The sequence below is a fragment of the Streptomyces sp. 378 genome, assembly GCF_030124145.1.
Taxonomy (GTDB): Bacteria; Actinomycetota; Actinomycetes; order Streptomycetales; family Streptomycetaceae; genus Streptomyces.
The window spans coordinates 181239-200326 of the sequence record NZ_JASKMS010000009.1 but is presented as its reverse complement, the minus strand read 5'-3'; the positions used below and the strand labels follow the sequence as shown (position 1 = coordinate 200326).

18 protein-coding genes and 3 pseudogenes are annotated in these 19088 nt (G+C 72.0%); 11 read left to right on the top strand and 10 right to left on the bottom strand.

Going from position 1 to position 19088, the window contains the following annotated elements; all coding sequences use genetic code 11:
• Positions 1–34 precede the first annotated feature (34 nt).
• Positions 35–865, top strand: coding sequence for an MFS transporter (locus QNO09_RS15500; protein ID WP_283970759.1), 831 nt, complete (start codon positions 35–37; stop codon positions 863–865).
• A gap of 34 nt (positions 866–899) precedes the next feature.
• Here QNO09_RS15500 and QNO09_RS15495 read toward each other — a convergent pair whose 3' ends face one another.
• Entirely contained in the window at positions 900–2138 is a 1239-nt protein-coding gene (locus QNO09_RS15495) for an ATP-grasp domain-containing protein (RefSeq protein WP_283970758.1), read from the bottom strand.
• Between the two features lie 106 nt (positions 2139–2244).
• The gene (locus QNO09_RS15490; RefSeq protein WP_283970757.1) at positions 2245–2694 is read right to left on the bottom strand and encodes a VOC family protein; all 450 of its coding nucleotides are present in this window, start codon (positions 2692–2694) and stop codon (positions 2245–2247) included.
• A gap of 133 nt (positions 2695–2827) precedes the next feature.
• Between QNO09_RS15490 and QNO09_RS15485 the strand changes: the two genes are divergently transcribed.
• The 6 genes from QNO09_RS15485 (at position 2828) to QNO09_RS15460 (ending at position 10330) form a co-directional block, all read left to right on the top strand.
• On the top strand, positions 2828–2971 hold the full coding sequence (locus QNO09_RS15485; protein WP_451520579.1) for a hypothetical protein: 144 nt from the start codon (positions 2828–2830) through the stop codon (positions 2969–2971).
• A gap of 221 nt (positions 2972–3192) precedes the next feature.
• Positions 3193–4119, top strand: a complete 927-nt coding sequence (locus QNO09_RS15480; RefSeq protein ID WP_283970756.1) for a hypothetical protein — start codon at positions 3193–3195, stop codon at positions 4117–4119.
• A gap of 129 nt (positions 4120–4248) precedes the next feature.
• Entirely contained in the window at positions 4249–4698 is a 450-nt protein-coding gene (locus QNO09_RS15475) for a peptidase inhibitor family I36 protein (RefSeq protein WP_283970755.1), read from the top strand.
• Between the two features lie 87 nt (positions 4699–4785).
• A complete protein-coding gene (locus tag QNO09_RS15470; protein WP_283970754.1) occupies positions 4786–5229 on the top strand; it encodes a peptidase inhibitor family I36 protein in 444 nt (147 codons plus the stop codon).
• Positions 5230–5373: 144 nt separating this feature from the next.
• A complete protein-coding gene (locus QNO09_RS15465; protein WP_283970753.1) occupies positions 5374–9291 on the top strand; it encodes an nSTAND1 domain-containing NTPase in 3918 nt (1305 codons plus the stop codon).
• Between the two features lie 151 nt (positions 9292–9442).
• On the top strand, positions 9443–10330 hold the full coding sequence (locus QNO09_RS15460; protein WP_283970752.1) for an NlpC/P60 family protein: 888 nt from the start codon (positions 9443–9445) through the stop codon (positions 10328–10330).
• Positions 10331–10759: 429 nt separating this feature from the next.
• Here the strand turns inward: QNO09_RS15460 and QNO09_RS15455 are convergent, their stop codons facing one another.
• Positions 10760–10963 (bottom strand): cold-shock protein, encoded by a 204-nt coding sequence (locus QNO09_RS15455; protein WP_007379522.1) that lies wholly within the window; start codon positions 10961–10963, stop codon positions 10760–10762.
• A gap of 206 nt (positions 10964–11169) precedes the next feature.
• Here QNO09_RS15455 and QNO09_RS15450 point away from each other — a divergent pair.
• A pseudogene (locus QNO09_RS15450) lies at positions 11170–11862 on the top strand (DeoR/GlpR family DNA-binding transcription regulator).
• 81 nt (positions 11863–11943) lie between these two features.
• On the opposite strand, the gene QNO09_RS15445 reads toward QNO09_RS15450, so the two are convergent.
• Positions 11944–12597, bottom strand: coding sequence for an NAD(P)H-binding protein (locus QNO09_RS15445; protein WP_283970751.1), 654 nt, complete (start codon positions 12595–12597; stop codon positions 11944–11946).
• Between the two features lie 311 nt (positions 12598–12908).
• Here QNO09_RS15445 and QNO09_RS15440 point away from each other — a divergent pair, with 311 nt between their 5' ends.
• Complete coding sequence (locus tag QNO09_RS15440) at positions 12909–14594, top strand: ribonuclease J (RefSeq protein WP_283970750.1); 1686 nt, start codon at positions 12909–12911, stop codon at positions 14592–14594.
• A 57-nt stretch (positions 14595–14651) separates the two neighbouring features.
• Complete coding sequence (locus QNO09_RS15435; protein WP_283970749.1) at positions 14652–15380, top strand: polyamine aminopropyltransferase; 729 nt, start codon at positions 14652–14654, stop codon at positions 15378–15380.
• Between the two features lie 113 nt (positions 15381–15493).
• On the opposite strand, the pseudogene QNO09_RS15430 reads toward QNO09_RS15435, so the two are convergent.
• Positions 15494–16676 (bottom strand): annotated as a pseudogene (locus QNO09_RS15430) (kynureninase); the annotation flags it as partial.
• Between the two features lie 42 nt (positions 16677–16718).
• Here QNO09_RS15430 and QNO09_RS15425 point away from each other — a divergent pair.
• A complete protein-coding gene (locus QNO09_RS15425) occupies positions 16719–16895 on the top strand; it encodes a hypothetical protein (RefSeq protein ID WP_283970747.1) in 177 nt (58 codons plus the stop codon).
• A gap of 49 nt (positions 16896–16944) precedes the next feature.
• Here QNO09_RS15425 and QNO09_RS15420 read toward each other — a convergent pair whose 3' ends face one another.
• From QNO09_RS15420 to QNO09_RS15400, 5 genes and pseudogenes are all read right to left on the bottom strand, one after another.
• Positions 16945–17139 (bottom strand): antitoxin, encoded by a 195-nt coding sequence (locus QNO09_RS15420; protein ID WP_283970746.1) that lies wholly within the window; start codon positions 17137–17139, stop codon positions 16945–16947.
• Positions 17140–17360: 221 nt separating this feature from the next.
• Positions 17361–17609 carry a hypothetical protein gene (locus QNO09_RS39955; RefSeq protein ID WP_502962297.1) on the bottom strand — a complete coding sequence of 83 codons (249 nt, stop codon included), beginning with the start codon at positions 17607–17609 and terminating at the stop codon, positions 17361–17363.
• A 62-nt stretch (positions 17610–17671) separates the two neighbouring features.
• Positions 17672–17869 carry an HAD family hydrolase gene (locus tag QNO09_RS15410; protein ID WP_283970745.1) on the bottom strand — a complete coding sequence of 66 codons (198 nt, stop codon included), beginning with the start codon at positions 17867–17869 and terminating at the stop codon, positions 17672–17674.
• 147 nt (positions 17870–18016) lie between these two features.
• Positions 18017–18232 (bottom strand): annotated as a pseudogene (locus tag QNO09_RS15405) (LysR family transcriptional regulator); the annotation flags it as partial.
• 261 nt (positions 18233–18493) lie between these two features.
• Positions 18494–18934, bottom strand: coding sequence for a VOC family protein (locus tag QNO09_RS15400; protein ID WP_283970744.1), 441 nt, complete (start codon positions 18932–18934; stop codon positions 18494–18496).
• Between the last annotated feature and the right edge of the window lie 154 nt (positions 18935–19088).

Below are 19088 nucleotides of genomic sequence, written 5' to 3'. Positions count from 1 at the left end.
TCTGCGTCGGTGCGTCGGAGAGCCTTATCAACCGGTGGCGGAGATCGGCGGGCCGGGGCTGGGCGGGGCGCTGGTGCAGCTCGTGGGAGCGCCGTTCGCCCTGCTCGTCGACGCGGTCTCGTACCTCGCCTCCGCGCTGGGTGTCTCGGCGGTACGCAAGCGCGAGAAGCCCGTCCGTATCGACCCCGCGCCGTTACGGTCCCAGGCGTCCGAGGGTTTTCGCTTCACCTTCTCCAGCCCCTACCTGCGGGCCACGCTCGGGGAGGCCGCCAGTTACAACCTGTGCTGGCAGATCGTCCTGCCGATCCTCACCCTGTTCGCGGTGAAGGAACTGGACATGAGCCCGGGGACGCTGGGCCTCGTGCTGTCCGTCGGTGCCGTGGGCGCGCTGCTCGGCGCGGCGTTCACCGACCGTCTCGCCCACCGGGTGGGCCTGGGCCGCACGCTGGTGATCGCCGCGGTGATCGGCGACCTGGCCCCGCTGCTGCTGCCGGTCGCGCACCGCGGCACGTGGGCGGCTCCCCTGTTGGCCGTCGCCTTCTTCGTGCAGGGCTTCGGCATCACCGCCTGCAACGTGCACACCATGACGATCCGCCAGACGGTGACTCCGGAGCGGCTCCTGGGCCGCACCAACGCCGCCTACCTCTTCGTCGCCCTGGGCATGAAACCGGTCGGCTCACTGCTCGGAGGCTGGCTGGGCACCCATCTGGGGCTGCGCGGGGCGCTGGTGGTGGGAACCGTGGGGCTGCTGAGCACCAGTCTCTTCCTGATCCTGTCCCCGCTGCGTACGGTCCGCACCCTCGACAGCGTCAGGCCCGAACCCCCGGAGGAGGTCCGGGCCGCCGCGCCGACGAGCACGCCCTGAGGCGCGGTTCGGCGCCCGCCCCGGGCCGGCCGTCTCAGGCCACGTCCACCCGCAGGGCATGCCCCGCCTCGTCCAACGCGGCACGGCAGGTGTCCGCGTCGGCGGCCAGGGCGATCGCGTAGGCGACCCTGCCGTCCATCAGTCCGCGGGGCGGGGGCGACTTGACCTCTCCCGCCGCCGCCAGCGGGCCGCAGCGCACCACCTGCTCGGGCAGCCCCGACTTCTCGAAGCGGACCTCCGCGATGACGGAGTCGTCCTTGGGCGGGTAGTAGAAGCGGATGGCGGCGACCCGGCGGTGTCCGGTGGCCGCCCGCAGCCTCGGCGGTCTGCCGCACGCGACATCGGCAGCGGCGAGCGCGAGGTCCGGGCCACCGCCCAGGAGGTTCAGCAGGGGGATCATGCCCCCTCCGATCCGGGCGTTGACCTCGATGACCTTCGGCCCGTTCGGCGTCAGCCTGATCTCCGTGTGGGTCACGCCTTCGGTGAAGTCCAACGCGGCGTGCGTACGCACGACCACGTCCGCCAGTGTCCCGTCGGACCACAGCGGGTCGTCCGGGTCGACGACGTGTCCGGTCTCCTCGAAGTAGGGCTCGAAGCCGACCTCCTTGCGGGCGAGGCAGACCGGAGTCACCGTGCCGTGGTGGACCACACTGTCGACGCTGACCTCCGGTCCCCCGGCGAACTCCTCGACCAGGATGTTCCGCTCGTGCGTCGGAAGGTCGGGAGCCCACTCGCCGCTCGCGTCCGTGAACTCGACGGCCTTCCTCAGGTCGGCGGGTGAGTCGGCCCGCACCACGCCGAAGCTCCCGGCCAGGGCCCGCGGCTTGACGACGACCGGGTAGCCGATGTCCCCGGCCACCGCGAGGGCCTCCTCGCGCCCGGAGACGAGCACCGAGCGCGGCTGGGGCACCCCGTCGGCATCGAGGGCCGCACGGGTGCGGTACTTGTCCCGGCAGCGCTCGACGCACCGCCGGTCCCCTCCGGGCAGTCCGAGGGCGGCGGCCACCCGCGCGGTCTGCTCGATCCATGTCTCGTCCCAGCAGATGACGCCGTCCAGCGCCGGTTCGGCGTCAACCGCCCGGGCGACCCGCACGAGGGCGTCGACATCGGCAAGGTCGGCCACCACGGTGTGGCCGGCCACATACGCCCGTTCCCATGTGGGAGGTTCGGTCAGCACCAGGTGGACGCGGAAGTCGCGGCTGATCGACTGCAGCAGGTACTCGCGGTAGGCACGGATGCCAGGAGTGATCACGAGCAGGTGTCCCATCGTCATGGGCACCGGATACCCGTGCACCGCCGGGCGAGTCCCCGGCGGGCGGCGGCCCCTACCGGCTGCCTCCTGCAAGGGCCGCCCGCCGCCGCCCTCACGGTGCCGCGGGCTACGCGTCTCGTTCGGCGACGAAGATGCAGAACGGGTGGCCCTCGGGGTCACGGTAGACGCGGAAGCGTTCCTCGTCGTCGGGATCCGGCCGGTCCCGGTTGCTGAGCAGGCTGCCGCCGAGGGTGAGCACGCGCTCGTGCTGGTTCCGCAGTTCCGCCAACGAGGCGACGCTCAGGTCGAGGTGCATCTGCTGGGGCACCGGGCCGTCGGGCCAGTCCGGTTCGCGCAGGCGCTCCACCTGCTGGAAGGCGAGCTGCGGTCCGCCGCCGGGGTCGCGCAGGACGAGCCAGTCCCGGCCGTGCTCGTCCCGCTGATCGGCCGGAGGCGGCTCGTCCCCCTCCGCGTACGCGAGCCCCAGCAGGGACCGGTAGAACTCGGCGAGTTTACGGGCGTCGGTACTGTCGATCACGGTCTGCACCAGCCGGAGGCGGCTTGCGTCGTTGGTCATGGACTGCGGGTGCCCCGGCCCGGCCCCACCCGAACGACCCACTCGGGGGAACGCCCGCCGCCGAACAGCGCAAGCCGCTCGACTCCGGTATCGGTGTCGACTGCGCTTCCAGGACCGGCGCGACGACGGGCCCATGCGGACTTCCACACAGGCGGGCAGCGCCAACCACGACCACGGCTCCACGCCGCACGCCTTCACCTTCCACCACTCGTTCACCCCGGACGGAACTCCCGCCAAGGTCAGCGGCATGGGGCCGAAGAGCGACCAGGTTCGCTGACGAGGACGCCTGAACGCCGGGATGGGATGACGGCGGACGGCAACGGCCTGCCTCCTCTCCCAGCCCCGTCCCGCGCGTTGCCTTCACCCCCGTGTCCCCCCTGCTCATCCCCGGTTTCCCGGTCGCCGGTCCGGTGGGCAACAGGAAACCCGTCGACCCCCGGCCGACGGCGGGGCGACTCTGGACCCGTCAACCGGCGGCGGTGAAGGGGGGCGGAGTCCATGCGACGGGTACTGGTGTCGATCTGCGCGACGGTGGCGGCCACCGCGGCCGTCACGACCGGGTGCGCCGGTGGCGGTGACGACGACGGCCGTGCGCGGAACCCGCGTTCGCGTCCTGCGGCGCTGACCTGGCAGCAGGAACTGCGCGTCGCCGACGCGCAGCAGCGGCTGACCAAGCAGTGCATGGACCGCCGTGGCTTCACCCTCCGGGAGGACCGCGGTCTGACGCTCGACGAGAGCCGACCGGTGCGCTTCGTGCAGGACGACGTGGCGTGGGCCCGCGTCCACGGGTACGGCGGCCGAATCGAGGCGAAGGGCCAGGCCCTCCATGCGCGCAACCCCGTCGGCACCTACCGGCAGAGTCTCTCCGCCGACCGGCGCGCGGCCTTCGACGCCGCGCTGGACGGCGGCACGGACGCCCGCGTGGTCACGGTGACCCTGCCCGGCGGCGGCGGGGAGATCCGCAAGCGTCTGGGCGGCTGTATGGAAGAGGCCGAGCGCAGGCTCTACGGCGATCCGGCCGTGTGGTTCCGCACCGGCAAGGTCGTCACGGGTCTCAACGCCCTCTACGGCGAACAGCTCATGAGGGATCGCCAGTTCAGCTCCGCGGTACGGGCATGGTCGCGGTGCATGAAGCGGGCGGGACAGCCCTACCAGGATCCCCAGGCCGCCCGCGACGCCGTCCGCGTCAACACCGGCCGGCTGGGACCTGCCCGTTCGGACGAGGCGTTCGCCGCCGAGCGGAGAACCGCCGTCGCGGACGCCACCTGTGCCCGACAGACCTCCCTGCGGGCCGTGGCCACGGCCCGGGAGACGCACTACCTGGACCGCCTGCGTGACCGGTTCGGCAAGGACATCGACACCTACCGGCACCTCGGTCAGCAGGCCTACGACCGGGCGGTGGGCATCGTTCCGGAGCGCCACTGACCACTCCGCGCTCCGGAGCGGACACCGCTCACCGGTGCGGTGTGCGGGGCCACCGGCCCGGCGTACCCGCACCCGCACCTCCGCACGACCGGCAACACACCGACAGTGACAGCAAACGAGGGGAACAGCATGCGCAAGTTCAGCGTCACCGCAGCGGTCCTGGGGCTCGCCGCCCTGGGCCTCGCCGTACCCGCCACCGCGCAGGCGGCCGAGAGCGCCGTTCCCGGCCCCGTCTGCAACAGCAAGTGGGGACCGCGCAACGGCAATATGTACGCCTGGCAGGACCTGGACTGCGGGGGCACCCTGCTGATCGCCACGCCGGGCAACAGCAGCAACTGGGGAACCGCGGCCAACGACAAGGCCACCTCCGTCATGAACCGCGGCTACACGGGCGGCCTGGACCACGTCGCCTTCTACCAGAACGACAACTACGGCGGCGGCCACGCGTGTCTGGCGCCGGGCGAGCTGTACGCCGACAACCTGACCGACAACCGGTTCACCAACGGCGTCAACGTCAACGACAACATCACCTCGCACCGTTGGGTGGCCAGGAGCGCCTGCGGCGCCTTCCTGACCTGACGCGCGAACCGGTGAGGAGCGGGCGGCCCGCGACCCTGCGGGCCGCCCCGCCCTTCCGGTGACCCGTCCCGAACCAGGGGGAACACCATGCGCAAGATCACCGTCACGGCGGCCGTGCTGGGGCTCACCACGCTCGGCCTCGCCGTTCCGGCCGCCGCGCAGGCGACGGAGACCACCGTCGCCGAGCCGGGCTGCGCCGGCAAGTGGGGCCCGCGCGACGGGCGGTTGTACGCCTGGGACGAGCGGGACTGCCAAGGCTCCCTGCTGCCCGTCCCGTACAGCGGGACCTGGGGCCCGGCCGCCGACAACAGGGCGTCGTCCGTGATGAACCGCGCCTACACCAGTGGCTTCGACCACGCGGCGTTGTACGACAAGCCCGACTACTCGGGCGGGCACGTCTGCCTCGCCCCGGGCGAGCTGTACGCCGACAACCTGACCGACAACCGGTTCACCGACGGCACCCTGGTGAACAACGCCATCAGCGCGCACCGGTGGGTGAACGGGAGCGCCTGCCGGGCCTTCCTGACCTGACCCGGCGCCGCGAGCCACACAGAACGTCCGGAACCGCCCCACCGGTTCCGGACGTTCGCGTTTTCGCCACACCGGGGAAAGGCTTGGCTGCCCTGAGTGCCCCCGCAGTAGCCTGGGCATCCGCCGCCTCACGGACGCACTGCCATGGGGGACACCGTGGGAGACCCGCAGCACGGGCATGACACCGACCACCGGAACGGGCGGGACCGGAACGCGCTGACCACGCACTCCTTCCCCGCACAACTGCGACGACTGCGACAGGCACGCGGTCTGTCGCTGACCGATCTGGCACGGCAGACGCACTACAGCAAGGGCTACCTCAGCAAGATCGAGACCGGGACGAAGCGGGCGACCCTCGACGTCGCCCGCCTCTGCGACCAAGTGCTTCGCGCGGACGGGGAGTTGCTCAGACTCGTCCAGGAGAGACCGCCCTCCGACGGCGGGGACGCCCTCGAGGCCGCGCTCAGCGAGCGCCCGTCCGACGGGGCGTGTCCCTACCGCGGCCTGTCGGCGTTCACCCCGCAGGACGCGGAGTGGTTCTTCGGCCGGGAACGCGCGACGGCCGCCCTGGTGGAACGGGTCTTCGAACGGGTGGGCAGCGGCCCGCTGTTGCTGGTCGCTCCCTCGGGCGCCGGCAAGTCCTCGCTGCTCAACGCGGGACTGGTGCCCGCGCTGCGGCGCGGCGACTTCCCGATGCCGGGCGCCGACCGGTGGCCGGTGGTGACGTTCACGCCCACCTCGCGGCCCCTGGACGAGCTGCTGGAGCGCACCGCGAAAGCAGTGGGCGGTGACCTCGGCGTCACCGTCGAGGAAGCCCGGCGCAACCCCGACGCGGTACTGGACGCCGTACGCGCCATGACGGACGCCCCGTCCACGGCTCCGGGGGACCGCAGGCCCCCGCCCCGTCGGCCGGTGCTGATCGTCGACCAGTTCGAGGAACTCTTCACGCTGTGCGCGGACGAGGAAGAGCGGCGCTCCTTCGTCCGGGTGCTCCGCGCGCTGTCGGCGTCCAGGCCGGAGGGCAAGGGGCACGGCCCCGCCGTGGTGGTGCTCGGCATGCGGGCCGACTTCACCGGCAACTGTCTGGAACTGCCCGAACTGGCCCCGGTCTGCACCGACGGGCTGTTCGTGCTGCCCCCGATGTCCGTGGCGGAGCTGCGGGAGTCCATCACGCGCCCGGCGGAACTCGCCGGGCTGACCCTCCAGCCGGGCCTCGTGCCCCTGCTGCTGCGTGACGCGGGACTGCGCGACGGACCGGGCGGCACCGCCCCCGGCGCCGCGCAGGGGACCCGTCCCGGAGCCGACGAGACGCCCTGGGGCGCCCTCCCTCTCGTCTCCCACGCCCTGCTGGCCACCTGGCAGCGGCGTGAGGGCTCCGCGCTGACCGTCGCCGGGTACGAGCGGGCCGGCGGGATCCAGGGCGCGATCGCCCGCACCGCGGAGAACGTCTTCGCCCGGCTGTATCCGGCCGAGCAGAAGACGCTCCGCCGTGTCCTGTCCCGCCTGGTGTACGTCGCGGACGGGGCCCGGGCGACCCGCCGCCGGATGAGCCGGTCGGCGTTGATGGAGCAGCTCGCCGACGCGGACGGTGCGACCGCCGCGCTCGACGCCTTCGTACGGGCCCGGCTCATCACGATGGACAGCGACACCGTCGAGATCACCCACGAGGCCCTCCTTCACGCCTGGCCGCGGCTGCGCGACTGGATCCACGCCGACCGTGCCGGACTGCTGCTCCACCAGCAACTGGCGCACGCCGCCGCGGAGTGGGAGCGCGAAGGCCACGATCCGTCCGCCCTGTACCGCGGCACCCGGCTGAACACCGTGCGTTCCTGGGCCGACGAGCTGGACGGGTGGAGCCGGCTCAGTCCCGGCGAGGAGGCGTTCCTCAGGGCGAGCCTGGCCGAGCGGGAAGTCCTGGAGCGACAGACCAGACGACAGGTCCGGCTGCGGCAGTCCATGCTGGCCACCCTCGTCGTACTGCTGGGGCTCGCCCTGACCGCCGGCGCCCTCGCCTACCAGCAGCGCGAGAGCGCCCTCGACCAGGAACGCGTCGCGCGCTCCCAGGCCCTCGCCGTACGGTCCGCGTCGCTCGCCGAGGGCCAGCCGGAGGCCTCCATGCTGCTGGCCGGGGAGGCGTACCGGGCCCATGCCACCACCGAGGCGCGCGGCGCGCTGCTGAGCACCCAGTCACAGCCGTTCTCCGGTCGGCTCGGCGGCCACCGGGGCCCGGTCAACGCGGTGGCCTTCGCGCCGGGCAACCGGTCCCTGGCGACGGCCAGTTCCGACGGGACGGTGACGCTGCGCCGGGTGCACGATCACCGTACGACCGCCACGTTCGCGGTGCGCGGTCCGGTCCGCTCGATCGCCTTCAGCTCCGACGGCCGCCTCCTGGCGGCGACGTCGGCACACGGTCCCGTGAGTCTGTGGGACGTCGCCGGGGCCCGGCGGACGGCCGTGCTCGGCAAGGGCACCGAAGGCGCCCGGACGTTGGCCTTCGACCCCCGCGGGGGCAGGCTCGCCGTCGCGACGACGCGCGGGGTGATCGAGGTGTGGGACACCGCACGCGCCCCGCGCGTCACCGCCGCCCTGACCGGACACGAGGGAACGGTCAACGCCCTGGGGTACGCCCGGGACGGCCGGGCCCTGGTCTCCGCCGGCACCGACCGGACGGTGCGGCTGTGGGACACCGACCGGGCGGGGCAGCTCACCGTGCTGAAGGGGCACACCGACGAGGTGCTGGGCGCCGCGTTCTCCCCGGACGGCCGCGAGGTGGCCTCCGGCGGCATCGACCGGACGGTACGGCTGTGGGACGTCCGCGGTGCCCGGCTCAGCGCGACGCTGTCCGGGAGCAGTGACGACATCAACGCCGTGACGTACACGCCCGACGGCGCCACGGTCATCGGTGCGGTCGGCGACGGCACGACCCGGCTGTGGGACGTCCGCAGCGGCCGGCAGACCGCCGTGCTGGCCGGTCACACCGACTACGTCATGGGGGCGGCTGTGACCTCCGACGGCGCCCTGCTGGCCACCGCCGGGTTCGACCGGTCCGTCGTCCTGTGGGATCTGGGCGGCCCGGTGCTGACGGCGCGTCCGTTCACACAGGTGTGGCAGGCCCGGTACAGCCCCGACGGGTCGCTGCTGGCCACCGCCGACGCCGACCACACCGTGCGTCTGTGGGAGGTGCGCGGCCGGCGGCTGCTGGCGACGCTCCGCGGCCACACGGAGACGGTCTTCTCGGTGGCCTTCGCACCCGACGGGCGAACTCTGGCGTCGGCGGGCTCCGACGGCACGATCCGGCTGTGGGACGTGGCCGCCCGTTCCTCGCTGAGGACGCTGACCGGCCACACCGGGCAGGTGCTCTCCGTCGCCTTCGCGCCCGACGGCCGGAGCCTGGCCTCGGCCGGTGCCGACCGCACGGTGCGCCTGTGGGACGTGGGCGAACGCACGCCGCGGGCAACACTGACCGGCCACCGGGACTACGTCAACGGCGTCACCTTCAGCCCCGACGGCCGGACCCTGGCGAGCGCCGGCGACGACCTGGCCGTACGGCTGTGGGACGTGTCCGCGCGCCGGCCGCTCGGCACCCTGGACGGCCACACCGGCGCGGTCCGCAGCGTCGCCTTCGCCCCGGACGGGCGGACCCTGGCCAGCAGCGGCAACGACGGCACCATACGGCTGTGGGACGTGGGCCGCAGCCGCGCGCGGGCCGTCCTGACCGGGCACACCGGCTCCACGCGGGGCATCGCCTTCGCTCCGGACGGCCGTACGCTCGCCAGCAGCGGCAACGACCGTACGGTGCGCCTGTGGGACGTGGCCGGACGGCGTCTGTGGGCGACGTTGACCGGGCACACCAACGCGGTGTGGGGCGTGACCTTCGCCCCCGACGGGCGCACGGTCGCCAGCAGCAGCACGGACGGCACCGTACGGCTGTGGGACCTCGACCCCGGGGCGCGGCTGGCGGAGATCTGCCGGGTGCGCGCGGACCTGGGCGCCGGCGACCGCGCCGCACTCCTGCCGGGGGTCCCGCTCTCGGACGGGGCTTCCTGCGACGGCCGGGACTGAGACGGCGTCCCTGCTCGGAGGGGGTTTCCCAGGTGTTTCCCGTTGCCCGTCGGCGGGAGTCGACGGGCGGGATGTCGACGGGTGCGGGGCACGGCCAGCAGGCTGCTGTGCCATCACTTCCTCACCGCCTACAGGAAACGGGGGTCCTGGCATGGTCCGCCGGACCGGTCTGATCCGCACACTGATCGCCTTCATGGCCCTGATGTTCTGGGCGCCGGTGGCCGCCGCCGCGCCCGGCCCGGCGTCCGCGCCACGGGCGGCCGCCGCTTCGTGCGGCGCCCTCGCGCCCGGGGCCTCCCCCGCGGCCGAGCGGGCGATCGCCGCCGCCTGCGCCGAGGTGGCGGCCGGCACCTGGTACACGTGGGGCGGCGGCCACGGCTCCCAGCCGGGCGCCACCTACGGGCAGGTCGACCCGACCGACCCGGACAGTGCGCACGACCCCGAGCGGCTCGGTTTCGACTGCTCCGGCCTGGTCCGGCACGCCTACGCCAAGGCGACGGGCTCCGACATCCTCAACGGCATCGCCAGCCGGCAGTACTACACGCACCGCGCGGCGGCCCGCTTCACCGCCGCACAAGGCCTCGCCCCGCTGCTGCCGGGCGACCTGCTCGCCTGGGGCACGTCGAAGGACCTGCACCACATCGCCATCTACCTGGGCGCGGGCAAGATGGTCGAGGCGAAGGAGTCGGGCACCCGGCTCATGGTCAGTGACGTGCGCATGAACGGCTACTTCGGAGCCGTCCGCGTCAACACCGGCCAGGTCACCGGTCACATCCACCAGACCTGGGGCACGGATGTGTGGACCAAGGCGAAGCCCTCGCTCGGCGCGGAGCGCGTGTACGCCTTCCCGTACTCCACCACCATCCGGGTGCAGTGCCAGATCCATGCGGAGATGGTCAGCGCCGAGGGCTACGACAACGACGCGTGGTCGTACCTGCCGGACTACCGGGCGTGGGTGAGCAACATCTACATCAAGGGGCCGGCGTGGCTGGACGGCGTCTCGGACTGCGGGACGACGACACCCGTGCCGATGGTGTGACAAGGGCGCGGCGCCGTCCGTGCCCTCAGGGGACGCCGAGCGTCGCGAGGGCCCCGTCACCCGGTGGCTACGCGAGCGTCTGACAGCGCGGCAAGCGGTACCTTCGCCTGCCGCGCTGAGCGCCCGCGCCGGGCGCTCGTGATGCAGTCGCCGTACAGCCAACTGGCGTACGCGACCCCCTCCTTGGGTGCGTGGGGCGGTCGTCCGCCGTTGGCGTCGCCTTTGGCGTTGCCCTCGCGGACCGGCCGGGAGGCGGGACGGGAGGCGCCTGGGACCGTCCTTGCGATCTGGTCCGGAGAGCGATGAAGCGCCGAGAGCGGGAAGAAGGCCGATCAGGGTCGGGCGTCTGAGCGCCACGACCCTGATCCGAGGTGGTGATCACCTGGTAGGTGTCCCGGCGGGGCCTCCTGGGCCCCGCCGGGCCCTGTGTCATGCCGGTCGGATGTTCTCCGCCTGCGGCCCCTTCTGGCCCTGCGTGACGTCGAACTCGACCTTCTGCCCCTCCTGCAGCTCGCGGAAGCCCTGAGCGGCGATGTTGGAGTAGTGGGCGAAGACGTCAGGTCCGCCGCCCTCCTGCTCGATGAAGCCGAATCCCTTCTCGCTGTTGAACCACTTGACGGTGCCCTTGGCCATGGCTTGCTCCTTTGAGGAAGACCGGGCTCGCACCCTGCGGGCCCGGGAGGTGATCGCCTTGGTCCGGAGCGGCGCTGAACAGCAAGAACGCCCATGATCGTGATCACGGGCGCACGGGACTTCGGAACCACGACTGCTGGATATCGACGCTACACCGCTCGGTCCGAACCTGCTGGCGACACGGCCGTCGATCACGGAAGTCGATCATGGTTCACCCGGACGTGCGCGGTGCCGCCGGTGCCCGTGAGGGAGGAAGCCGCGCGGCGCGTGGTCCGGCCGTGCCGCGCGGGCGGTGCGGCGGTGCGCGCACCCTCCTCCTTTGAGGAGACGAACCCCCCTTCGCGCTGCGCGCCCGCGAATCCCTCGATGCGAAGCGCCGGATCGCGGCGGAGGTGGCCTCACTGATCACCGAGGGCGAAACCGTCCTGCTGGACAGCGGCACGACCTGTCTGGAAGTCGCGCGCCTGCTGCACGGTCGCCAGGTGACCGTCATGCCCCTGTCGCTTCAGGCGATCCGCCTCCTCGGCGACGCCCCCGAGCCGACCGCGCTCCTGGTCCCCGGAGGCCGGCCCCGCGCCGGCGAAGGAGCCCTCGTCGGGCCTCTCACCCTCGGCTCCCTGTCGGCGCTGCGCCTCGACACCGCCGTCCTGGGCTGCTGCGGCCCGACCGCCGGCGACGGCGTGACCGCCTACGACCTGGACGAAGCAGCGGTGAAGAAGGCGGTCATCACCTCGGCCCGCCGCATCATCGCCGCCGCCGACGGCGGCAAACCGGGCCGCACCGCCCACGCCCACGTCGGACCCTCCGCCCTGGTGCACGTCCTCGTCACCGACACCACCGCACCCGCCGACGAAACCGGCGCGCTCGAAGACAACGGCACCACTGTCAAGATCGTCTGAGTCGGCTGCCGCCGCTGCGCGGAACGGCATGCCAGGGACCAGGTCGAACGAGGGGGACCTGCGCGAGGACCGCCGGTCGGGTCACGAGCGGACGTGCGCTCGGACCGCCTCCTGAATGGGCGTCGACCCCTCGTTGAGTTCGAGGATCTGTCGGCCGATCCGGGGTTCGTGGAGCAGTTCCGCGAGGGTGGCGGCGACATCGTCGCGAGTGATCTCGCCGTGGAGCTCTGCCGGGCCGAGGGACACGGTGCCGGTTCCCGGACCGTCGAGAAGGAGTGACGGACGGAGGATCAGCCAGTTCAGATCGCTGCGGCTGACCGCGACGTCCGCGCCCTTCTTCACAGCAAAGTAGTACTCGACCTCCTCGCCCAGGTCGCGTTCCCGCCATGATTCCGGAAGCACCGACACCAGCACGAAGCGCTCCACACCGGCGAGGCGGGCGGCTTCCATCGCTTTGACGACCCCCTCGCCGTCGATCGCCGTCGTGACGTCCCTGCTGCCGCCATTGGATCCGGCACTGAACACGATCACGTCGACGTCGCCGAAGGCCGCAGCGAGTTGGTCCACGGTCATCGCGGAGAGATCGCCGACTCGTGCGTCCACACCTCGCGTTGCGAGTTCGGCCCGCTGGTCCTCCCGCCGAACCAGCCCGTGGACGGCGTCCCCCCGGGAGCGCAGTCTCTGCGCCAGCAGACCACCGATACCGCCGGTGATGCCGATGATGAAGATGTCCACGCCGGATGCCCCCTTCTCTCGATTTCTCTCGGTGCAGCTCTTCGGCTCCGGCGTCACACCGGCGCCCCGATGATCAACGAGCCGGGTCCACGCGGCTATTCCACGGGCATGCCGAAGCCCAGGGCCCGGCCCTTTCCTCCGAGGGGAAGGCACGGGCCGCACGGCGATCACGACCACCACCGGCCGGACCGCCGGGCCGGCACGACACAGCTGCGGGGCGGGAGCGAGAACCCATGAGGTCGCCGGGGGAGCCCGTGTCACGGGGCAGGCAGTGGATCATTCCAGCGGGCCCTCCGGTAGCGTCGGGGGGTATGAGTCATCCGCACCCCCATTTGAAGCCCGCCCCTCCCCTGCCGGCCGGAGGCTTGCGCGTCGTCGCCCTCGGCGGCCTCGGCGAGATCGGTCGCAACATGACCGTCTTCGAGCACCAGGGCAAACTGCTGATCGTGGACTGCGGTGTGCTGTTCCCTGAGGAGAACCAGCCCGGCGTGGACGTGATCCTGCCGGACTTCACCTCGATCCGGGACCGCCTCGACGACATCGTCGCCATCGTCCTCACCCACGGCCACGAAGACCACATCGGCGGCGTGCCCTACCTGCTGCGGGAGCGGTCGGACATTCCCGTCGTCGGCTCGAAGCTCACCCTGGCCTTCCTGGAGGCCAAGCTCAAGGAGCACGGGATCAGGCCCCGCTCGGTGCGTGTACGCGAGGGCGACCGGCGGGGATTCGGTCCCTTCGACTGCGAGTTCGTGGCCGTCAACCACTCCATCCCGGACAGCCTCGCGGTGGCCCTGCGTACCGCGGCCGGGCTGGTGCTGCACACCGGTGACTTCAAGATGGACCAGTTCCCGCTGGACGACCGCATCACCGACCTGCGTGCCTTCGCCCGGCTCGGCGAGGAGGGCGTGGACCTGTTCCTCACCGACTCCACCAACGCCGAGGTTCCCGGCTTCACCACCTCCGAACGCGAGCTGAACCCCGCGATCGAGCAGGTGATGCGCACGGCGCCGCGGCGGGTGATCGTCTCCAGCTTCGCCAGCCACGTGCACCGCATCCAGCAGGTCCTGGACGCCGCCCACGCGCACGGCCGCAAGGTGGCCTTCGTGGGCCGCTCGATGGTCCGCAACATGGGCATCGCCCGCGACCTGGGCTATCTCAAGGTTCCGTCCGGCCTGGTCGTGAACACCAAGGAGCTGGAGAAGCTCCCCGACCACAAGATCACCCTGGTGTGTACGGGCTCCCAGGGCGAACCCATGGCGGCGCTGTCGCGGATGGCCAACCGCGACCACCAGATCCGCATCGGCAAGGGCGACACCGTCCTGCTCGCCAGCTCCCTCATCCCCGGCAACGAGAACGCCATCTACCGGGTGATCAACGGCCTGACCCGGTGGGGCGCCAACGTCGTCCACAAGGGCAACGCCAAGGTGCACGTCTCCGGCCACGCCAGCGCCGGGGAGCTCGTCTACTGCTACAACATCGTCCGGCCCCGCAACGTCATGCCCGTGCACGGCGAGTTCCGTCACCTGCGGGCCAACGCCGACCTCGCCATCCGCACCGGCGTGGATCCCGAGCGGGTCGTCGTCGCCGAGGACGGTGTGGTCGTCGACCTCGTCGACGGTCGCGCCGCCATCACCGGCAAGGTGCCCGCGGGCAACGTCTACGTGGACGGCATGGAGGTCGGTGGCGCGACGGAGGCCTCCCTCAAGGACCGCCTCACCCTGGCCGAGGAAGGCGTCGTCACCGTCGTGGCCATCGTCGACGCCGACACCGGCGCCCTGGCCGAGGCTCCCGACTTCCTGGCGCGCGGCTTCGTCCACGACGAGAGCACCTTCGAGCCGGTCATCCCCGTCATCGAGAAGACGCTGGCCAACGCCGCCCAGGAAGGCGTCGGCGACGCTCATCAGCTCGAACAGCTCATCGCCCGAGCCGTGGCCAACTGGGCGTTCCGCACCCACCGCCGCAGGCCGCTGGTCATCCCGGTCATCATCGACGCCTGAGCCGGAACGCCACCACGAGAGTCGCCGACCCCTACCGGGCGCGGAGGAGGAGCACGAATGAGCGCGCGCTTCGAGGAGATCGACTGGCAGCCGACACCGATCGGTGAGATCAGTCTGCGCCGGCGCCGCGACCCGGTGTCGGGCGAGGACGTGTACGAGGTGAAGCTCGGCGACGAGTTCCTGATGTCCAGCCTCTTCACCACCGGTGAGACGGCCCTCGCGGAACTCGCACTGGCCGAGCTGCCGGACACCGGACTGGATGTCGCCGTCGGCGGCCTGGGGCTCGGCTACACCGCCCAGGCCGCACTGGACGACCGCCGGGTGCGTTCACTGACCGTGATCGACACGCTCGCCGAGGTCATCGGCTGGCACCGGCGGCACCTGGTGCCCCTGGGGGCCCGGCTGACGTCGGACGCCCGCTGCCGACTGGTACACGGTGACTTCTTCGAGCTGGCCGCCGACCCCGGCGGTCTGGACCCCGAGGAGCCGGGCCGCCGCTTCCACGTCATCCTGCTCGACGTCGACCACTCACCGCGCCATGTGCTCCACCCTCGGCACGCGGCGCTCTACCGGCCCGCCGGGCTCCGGGCCCTGGCCGGTCATCTTCGTCCCGGCGGGGTCTTCGCCCTGTGGTCGAACGACCCGCCCGACGAGGAGTTCACCACCGCGCTCACGGAGGTCTTCGCACACGCGGCGGCTCATGTCGTCGACTTCGACAATCCCCTGCGCGGAGGCACCTCGGCCAACACCGTCTACCTGGCAGGCACGGCACCGGACACGCCGTAGGACGCCGCCTCGCCCGGGTCCGCCGATGCCCGCCCGGTGGTCTCGCGAAGAGCCCGCGACGGGGAAGGGCACGTTCCGTCCCGTGTCCCGAGCGCGCGGACGGGTTGCCTGCCTCAGGTCACCGGCCCCGTGGCCGGGGGCGTGGGGTCGTAGGCGGCGGTCCGGGTGAGGTCCCGCAGGTGGAGCGCGGCGGTGAGCAGGTCCCGGTGGCTGGTGTAGAGGGCGTTGACGCCGAAGCGCAGCAGGTCGGGCGCGCGCATGTCGGCGATGACGCCGCGGTCCGCGAGGGCGGCGACCAGTCCGCGGGCATGGGGGTGGCGGAGGGTGACCTGGCTGCCCCGGCGGCCGGGATCGGCCGGGGTGACGGAGGTGAAGCCCAGGGGGGACAGGAGTTCGTCCGCGCAGCGCAGGAAGAAGCCCGTCAGGGACAGGCTCTTGGCACGGACCTGGTCCAGGTCGACGCCGTCGAAGGCGGTGAGGGCCGCTTCGAGGGCGAGCAGGGACAGGATCGGCGGGGTTCCGATGCGGGCCCGGGCGATGCCGGGGGCGGGCGTGTACTCCCGGGCCAGGGCGAACGGATCGGCGTGGCCGGTCCAGCCCGGCAACGGCGTCTCCAGCGCGGCGTGGTGGCGGTGCGCGACGTAGAGGAAGGCCGGGGTGCCGGGGCCGCCGGAGAGGAACTTGTAGCCGCAACCGACCGCCAGATCCACGCCGAGGGCGTCGACGTCGAGGGGCAGGGCACCGGCCGCGTGGCACAGGTCCCACAGCGCGTGGGCCCCGGCGTCGTGGACGGCCCGGGTCAGCGCCCCGATGTCGTACAGCTCACCGGTGCGGAAGTCGACGGGCGCGTAGCTGACGACGGCGACCCGGTGGCCTTCGGCGGTGAGGAAGCGCGGAAGGTCGGCCGGTGGTACCCGCCGTACCCGCAGATCCCGGCGGCGGGCGACCGCGTCGGCCAGATAGCGGTCGGTGGGGAAGTGTTCGGGGTCGGTGACCAGCAGCGGGCGGTCCGGGCGGAGCGCGGCGGCGGCGTCGAGCGCGGTGAAGAGCTGCACGCTCGTGGAGTCGCCCGCGACCGTCCTGTCCGGGCGCGGCCCCGATGAGTGCGCCGATGGCGTCGCCCACCCGCAGCGGCGCCTCCCACCAGCCGGACGCGTTCCAGGAGCCGATGAGTCCGGTGGCCCACTGGCGCCGCACGACGTCGTCGAGGGCCGCCGGTACGGCTGCGGGGAGCGGGCCCAGGGAGTTGCCGTCGAGGTGGAGAACGTCCGGCGGGAGCAGGAAGCGGGCGCGGAGGGGCGAAGGAAGCCGCGTGGAAGGCGCTCACCGCGTGCGAGGGTGAGCGGCGGGCCGGGACCGGCGGGGAGTCTGCGGGACCTGCGGGCGTTCCCCTGCGGGGACGGCCTGCTGGTGCGTCTGCGTACGGAGCCCGCCCACGCGGTGCGGGTGCGGGTGGTGCGCGTCGGGACGGGCGTGTTCAGCTACGTCCTGGGCCGGGCCGACGACCGCCTCTGAACAGGCGTTTCCCGTCCCCGGCGCGCCGGGGACGGGAAACGGTGGCGGGTCAGCGCTCCGGCGTGCCGCCGTCCCGGTAGGAACGCCGCACCGCGTCGCCGGCCTTGTCGGTCTTGGCGTCGTACTTGTTGCCCGTCCGCTCGTCGACCACGCGCTCGGCGCTCGTGACGCCCTTGTCGGCCTGGTCGGGGTGACCCTTGGCCATCTGCTTGGCCTTGTTCATCATGTCGCCCAGCTTGCCCATGGATACCTCCCGGGAGTGCACGTGCGTCGTTCCCGGACGTGGGTACCCTTCAGGCCGGATGCGAATCACACGCGGTCGCCCAGCCGTGCGGCCATGTTCCCCGCTGGTGCTGGTTGTCGTGGATGAGCCGGTGAGCGAGGCCGATTTCGTCGACATCGAAGGTCCGGGACAAACATGGGTCGATGATGCCCTGGTCGATCAGCCGGGTGACTTCTCGCGCCTCACGGGCGGTGGCAGAACTCGCCGCGTTCCTCGCTGGAGACGACCACGACGGGGATGCCGCCGACGTGCCGGACGAGCTGGATGGCGTTGCAGCCCAGACCGCCGGCGCCGCCCCGGACGAGTACCGGGTCGCCGGGGCGCACGGTGTGCGGGGGCCGGCCGAAGAGCTGGCGGTAGGCGGTGGCGGCGGTCGCCATGTAGCAGGCGGCCTCCGCCCAGGACAGCCGGGCGGACTTGGGGTGGCACATGTAGTCGTCGACGACCGCGAACTGGGCGAAGGAGCCGTAGTGCTCCTCGTCGTGCCTCGGCGTCAGATGCCGAGCATGGTGTTGAGCTCGTCCAGGGACTTCACGGTGATGTAGTCGTAGCCGTGGGTGACCGGGTCGCAGCCCCGGTCGAGGAGGACGAGGTTGCGGAAGCCCATGTCGTGCATCGGCATCAGGTCGTAGCGGGTGTGCGAGGAGACGTGCACGAAGTCCTCGGGGGACGCGTCGAGCTGGTCGAGCATGTACTCGAACGCCGCGTACCGGGGCTTGTACTAGCCGGCCTGCTCCGCCGTGAAGACAGCGTGAAAGTCCGCCCCGAGCCGGGGCACGCTCTCCTCCAAGAAGGCGTCGCCGGCGTTGGAGAGGATGACGAGCTTGTAGTGCTCGCCCATCGCCTCCAGGGCAGGCTCGATCAGGGCCCTTCCGGCCTCCGTCAGGACTGCCCTGCGCCCGATGCGGTGGAACAGCTCGGAGCCGAGATCACGCTCCAGTGCCCGCACGGCCTGCGACAGCGACGGCTGCGACACGTACAGAGCGGAGGCCGCACGGTTGAATCCGCCACGATCAACGATCGCGAGGAAGTATTCCAGCTGCCGAACGTCCATACGCGCCCTCTGCCCTCAGAGACCGACCGACGACTCGATCGGTCCCGACCATGGTCGCGTGAGGGATCGCCTCGACCAAGTACGGACCGCCGACGCACGGGCCGAAATCCTCTCCGAAGCGCGGTCACAGCCGGCTGAGGCACCGATGTGTCTCACCTGCCGGTGCCGTCGGTTCCGAAGTGTGCGCGAGGGCCTCTCGATGATCTCGTTCGGCTGCGTGGTTCGGATGCGTGGTTCGGATGCGTGGTTCGGTTCCGCCTATCAGCGCAGTTGCTCGGCCAGTCCGACGATGACGCCCTCCGGCCCGCGGACGTAGCAGAGCAAATGGCTGTCCTCGAACCGGGCGATCCGGCCGAGGAGTTCGGCGCCGTGAGGGCGCAGGCGGGCGACGGTGTCCTCGATGCCGTCGACGGCGAACATGACACGGTGCGTCCCCAGAACGTTGTGCGGCCGGTTGCGCGGCACGGCGCTGATCACCGCGGGGCTGCGGTACTTCGCCAGCTCGAGCCGGCTGTGGCCGTCCGGGGTCCGGAGCATCGCGATGTCACAGTGGACGCCGTCGAGTCCGGTGCACTGGTCGGCGACGGGGCCCTCGACCTCCGCCCTGCCCTCCAGCTCCATGCCGAGTTCCACGAAGAACGCGACGGCGGCATCCAAGTCCTCGACGACGATGCCGACGTTGTCCATCCGCTGAATCGCCATGCCGGCTTCTCCTTCTTCCTCGTGCAGCCGGCGGCCGCTCACACCCCTGGGACGGAGCCGGTGGCACGTTCTCGACATCCTCAGACTGTCGGACTCCGGAAAATCCGGCTCGTGCCCCAGCACCGCTGCAGCAGCGCCGGCGAGCCACAGCGTG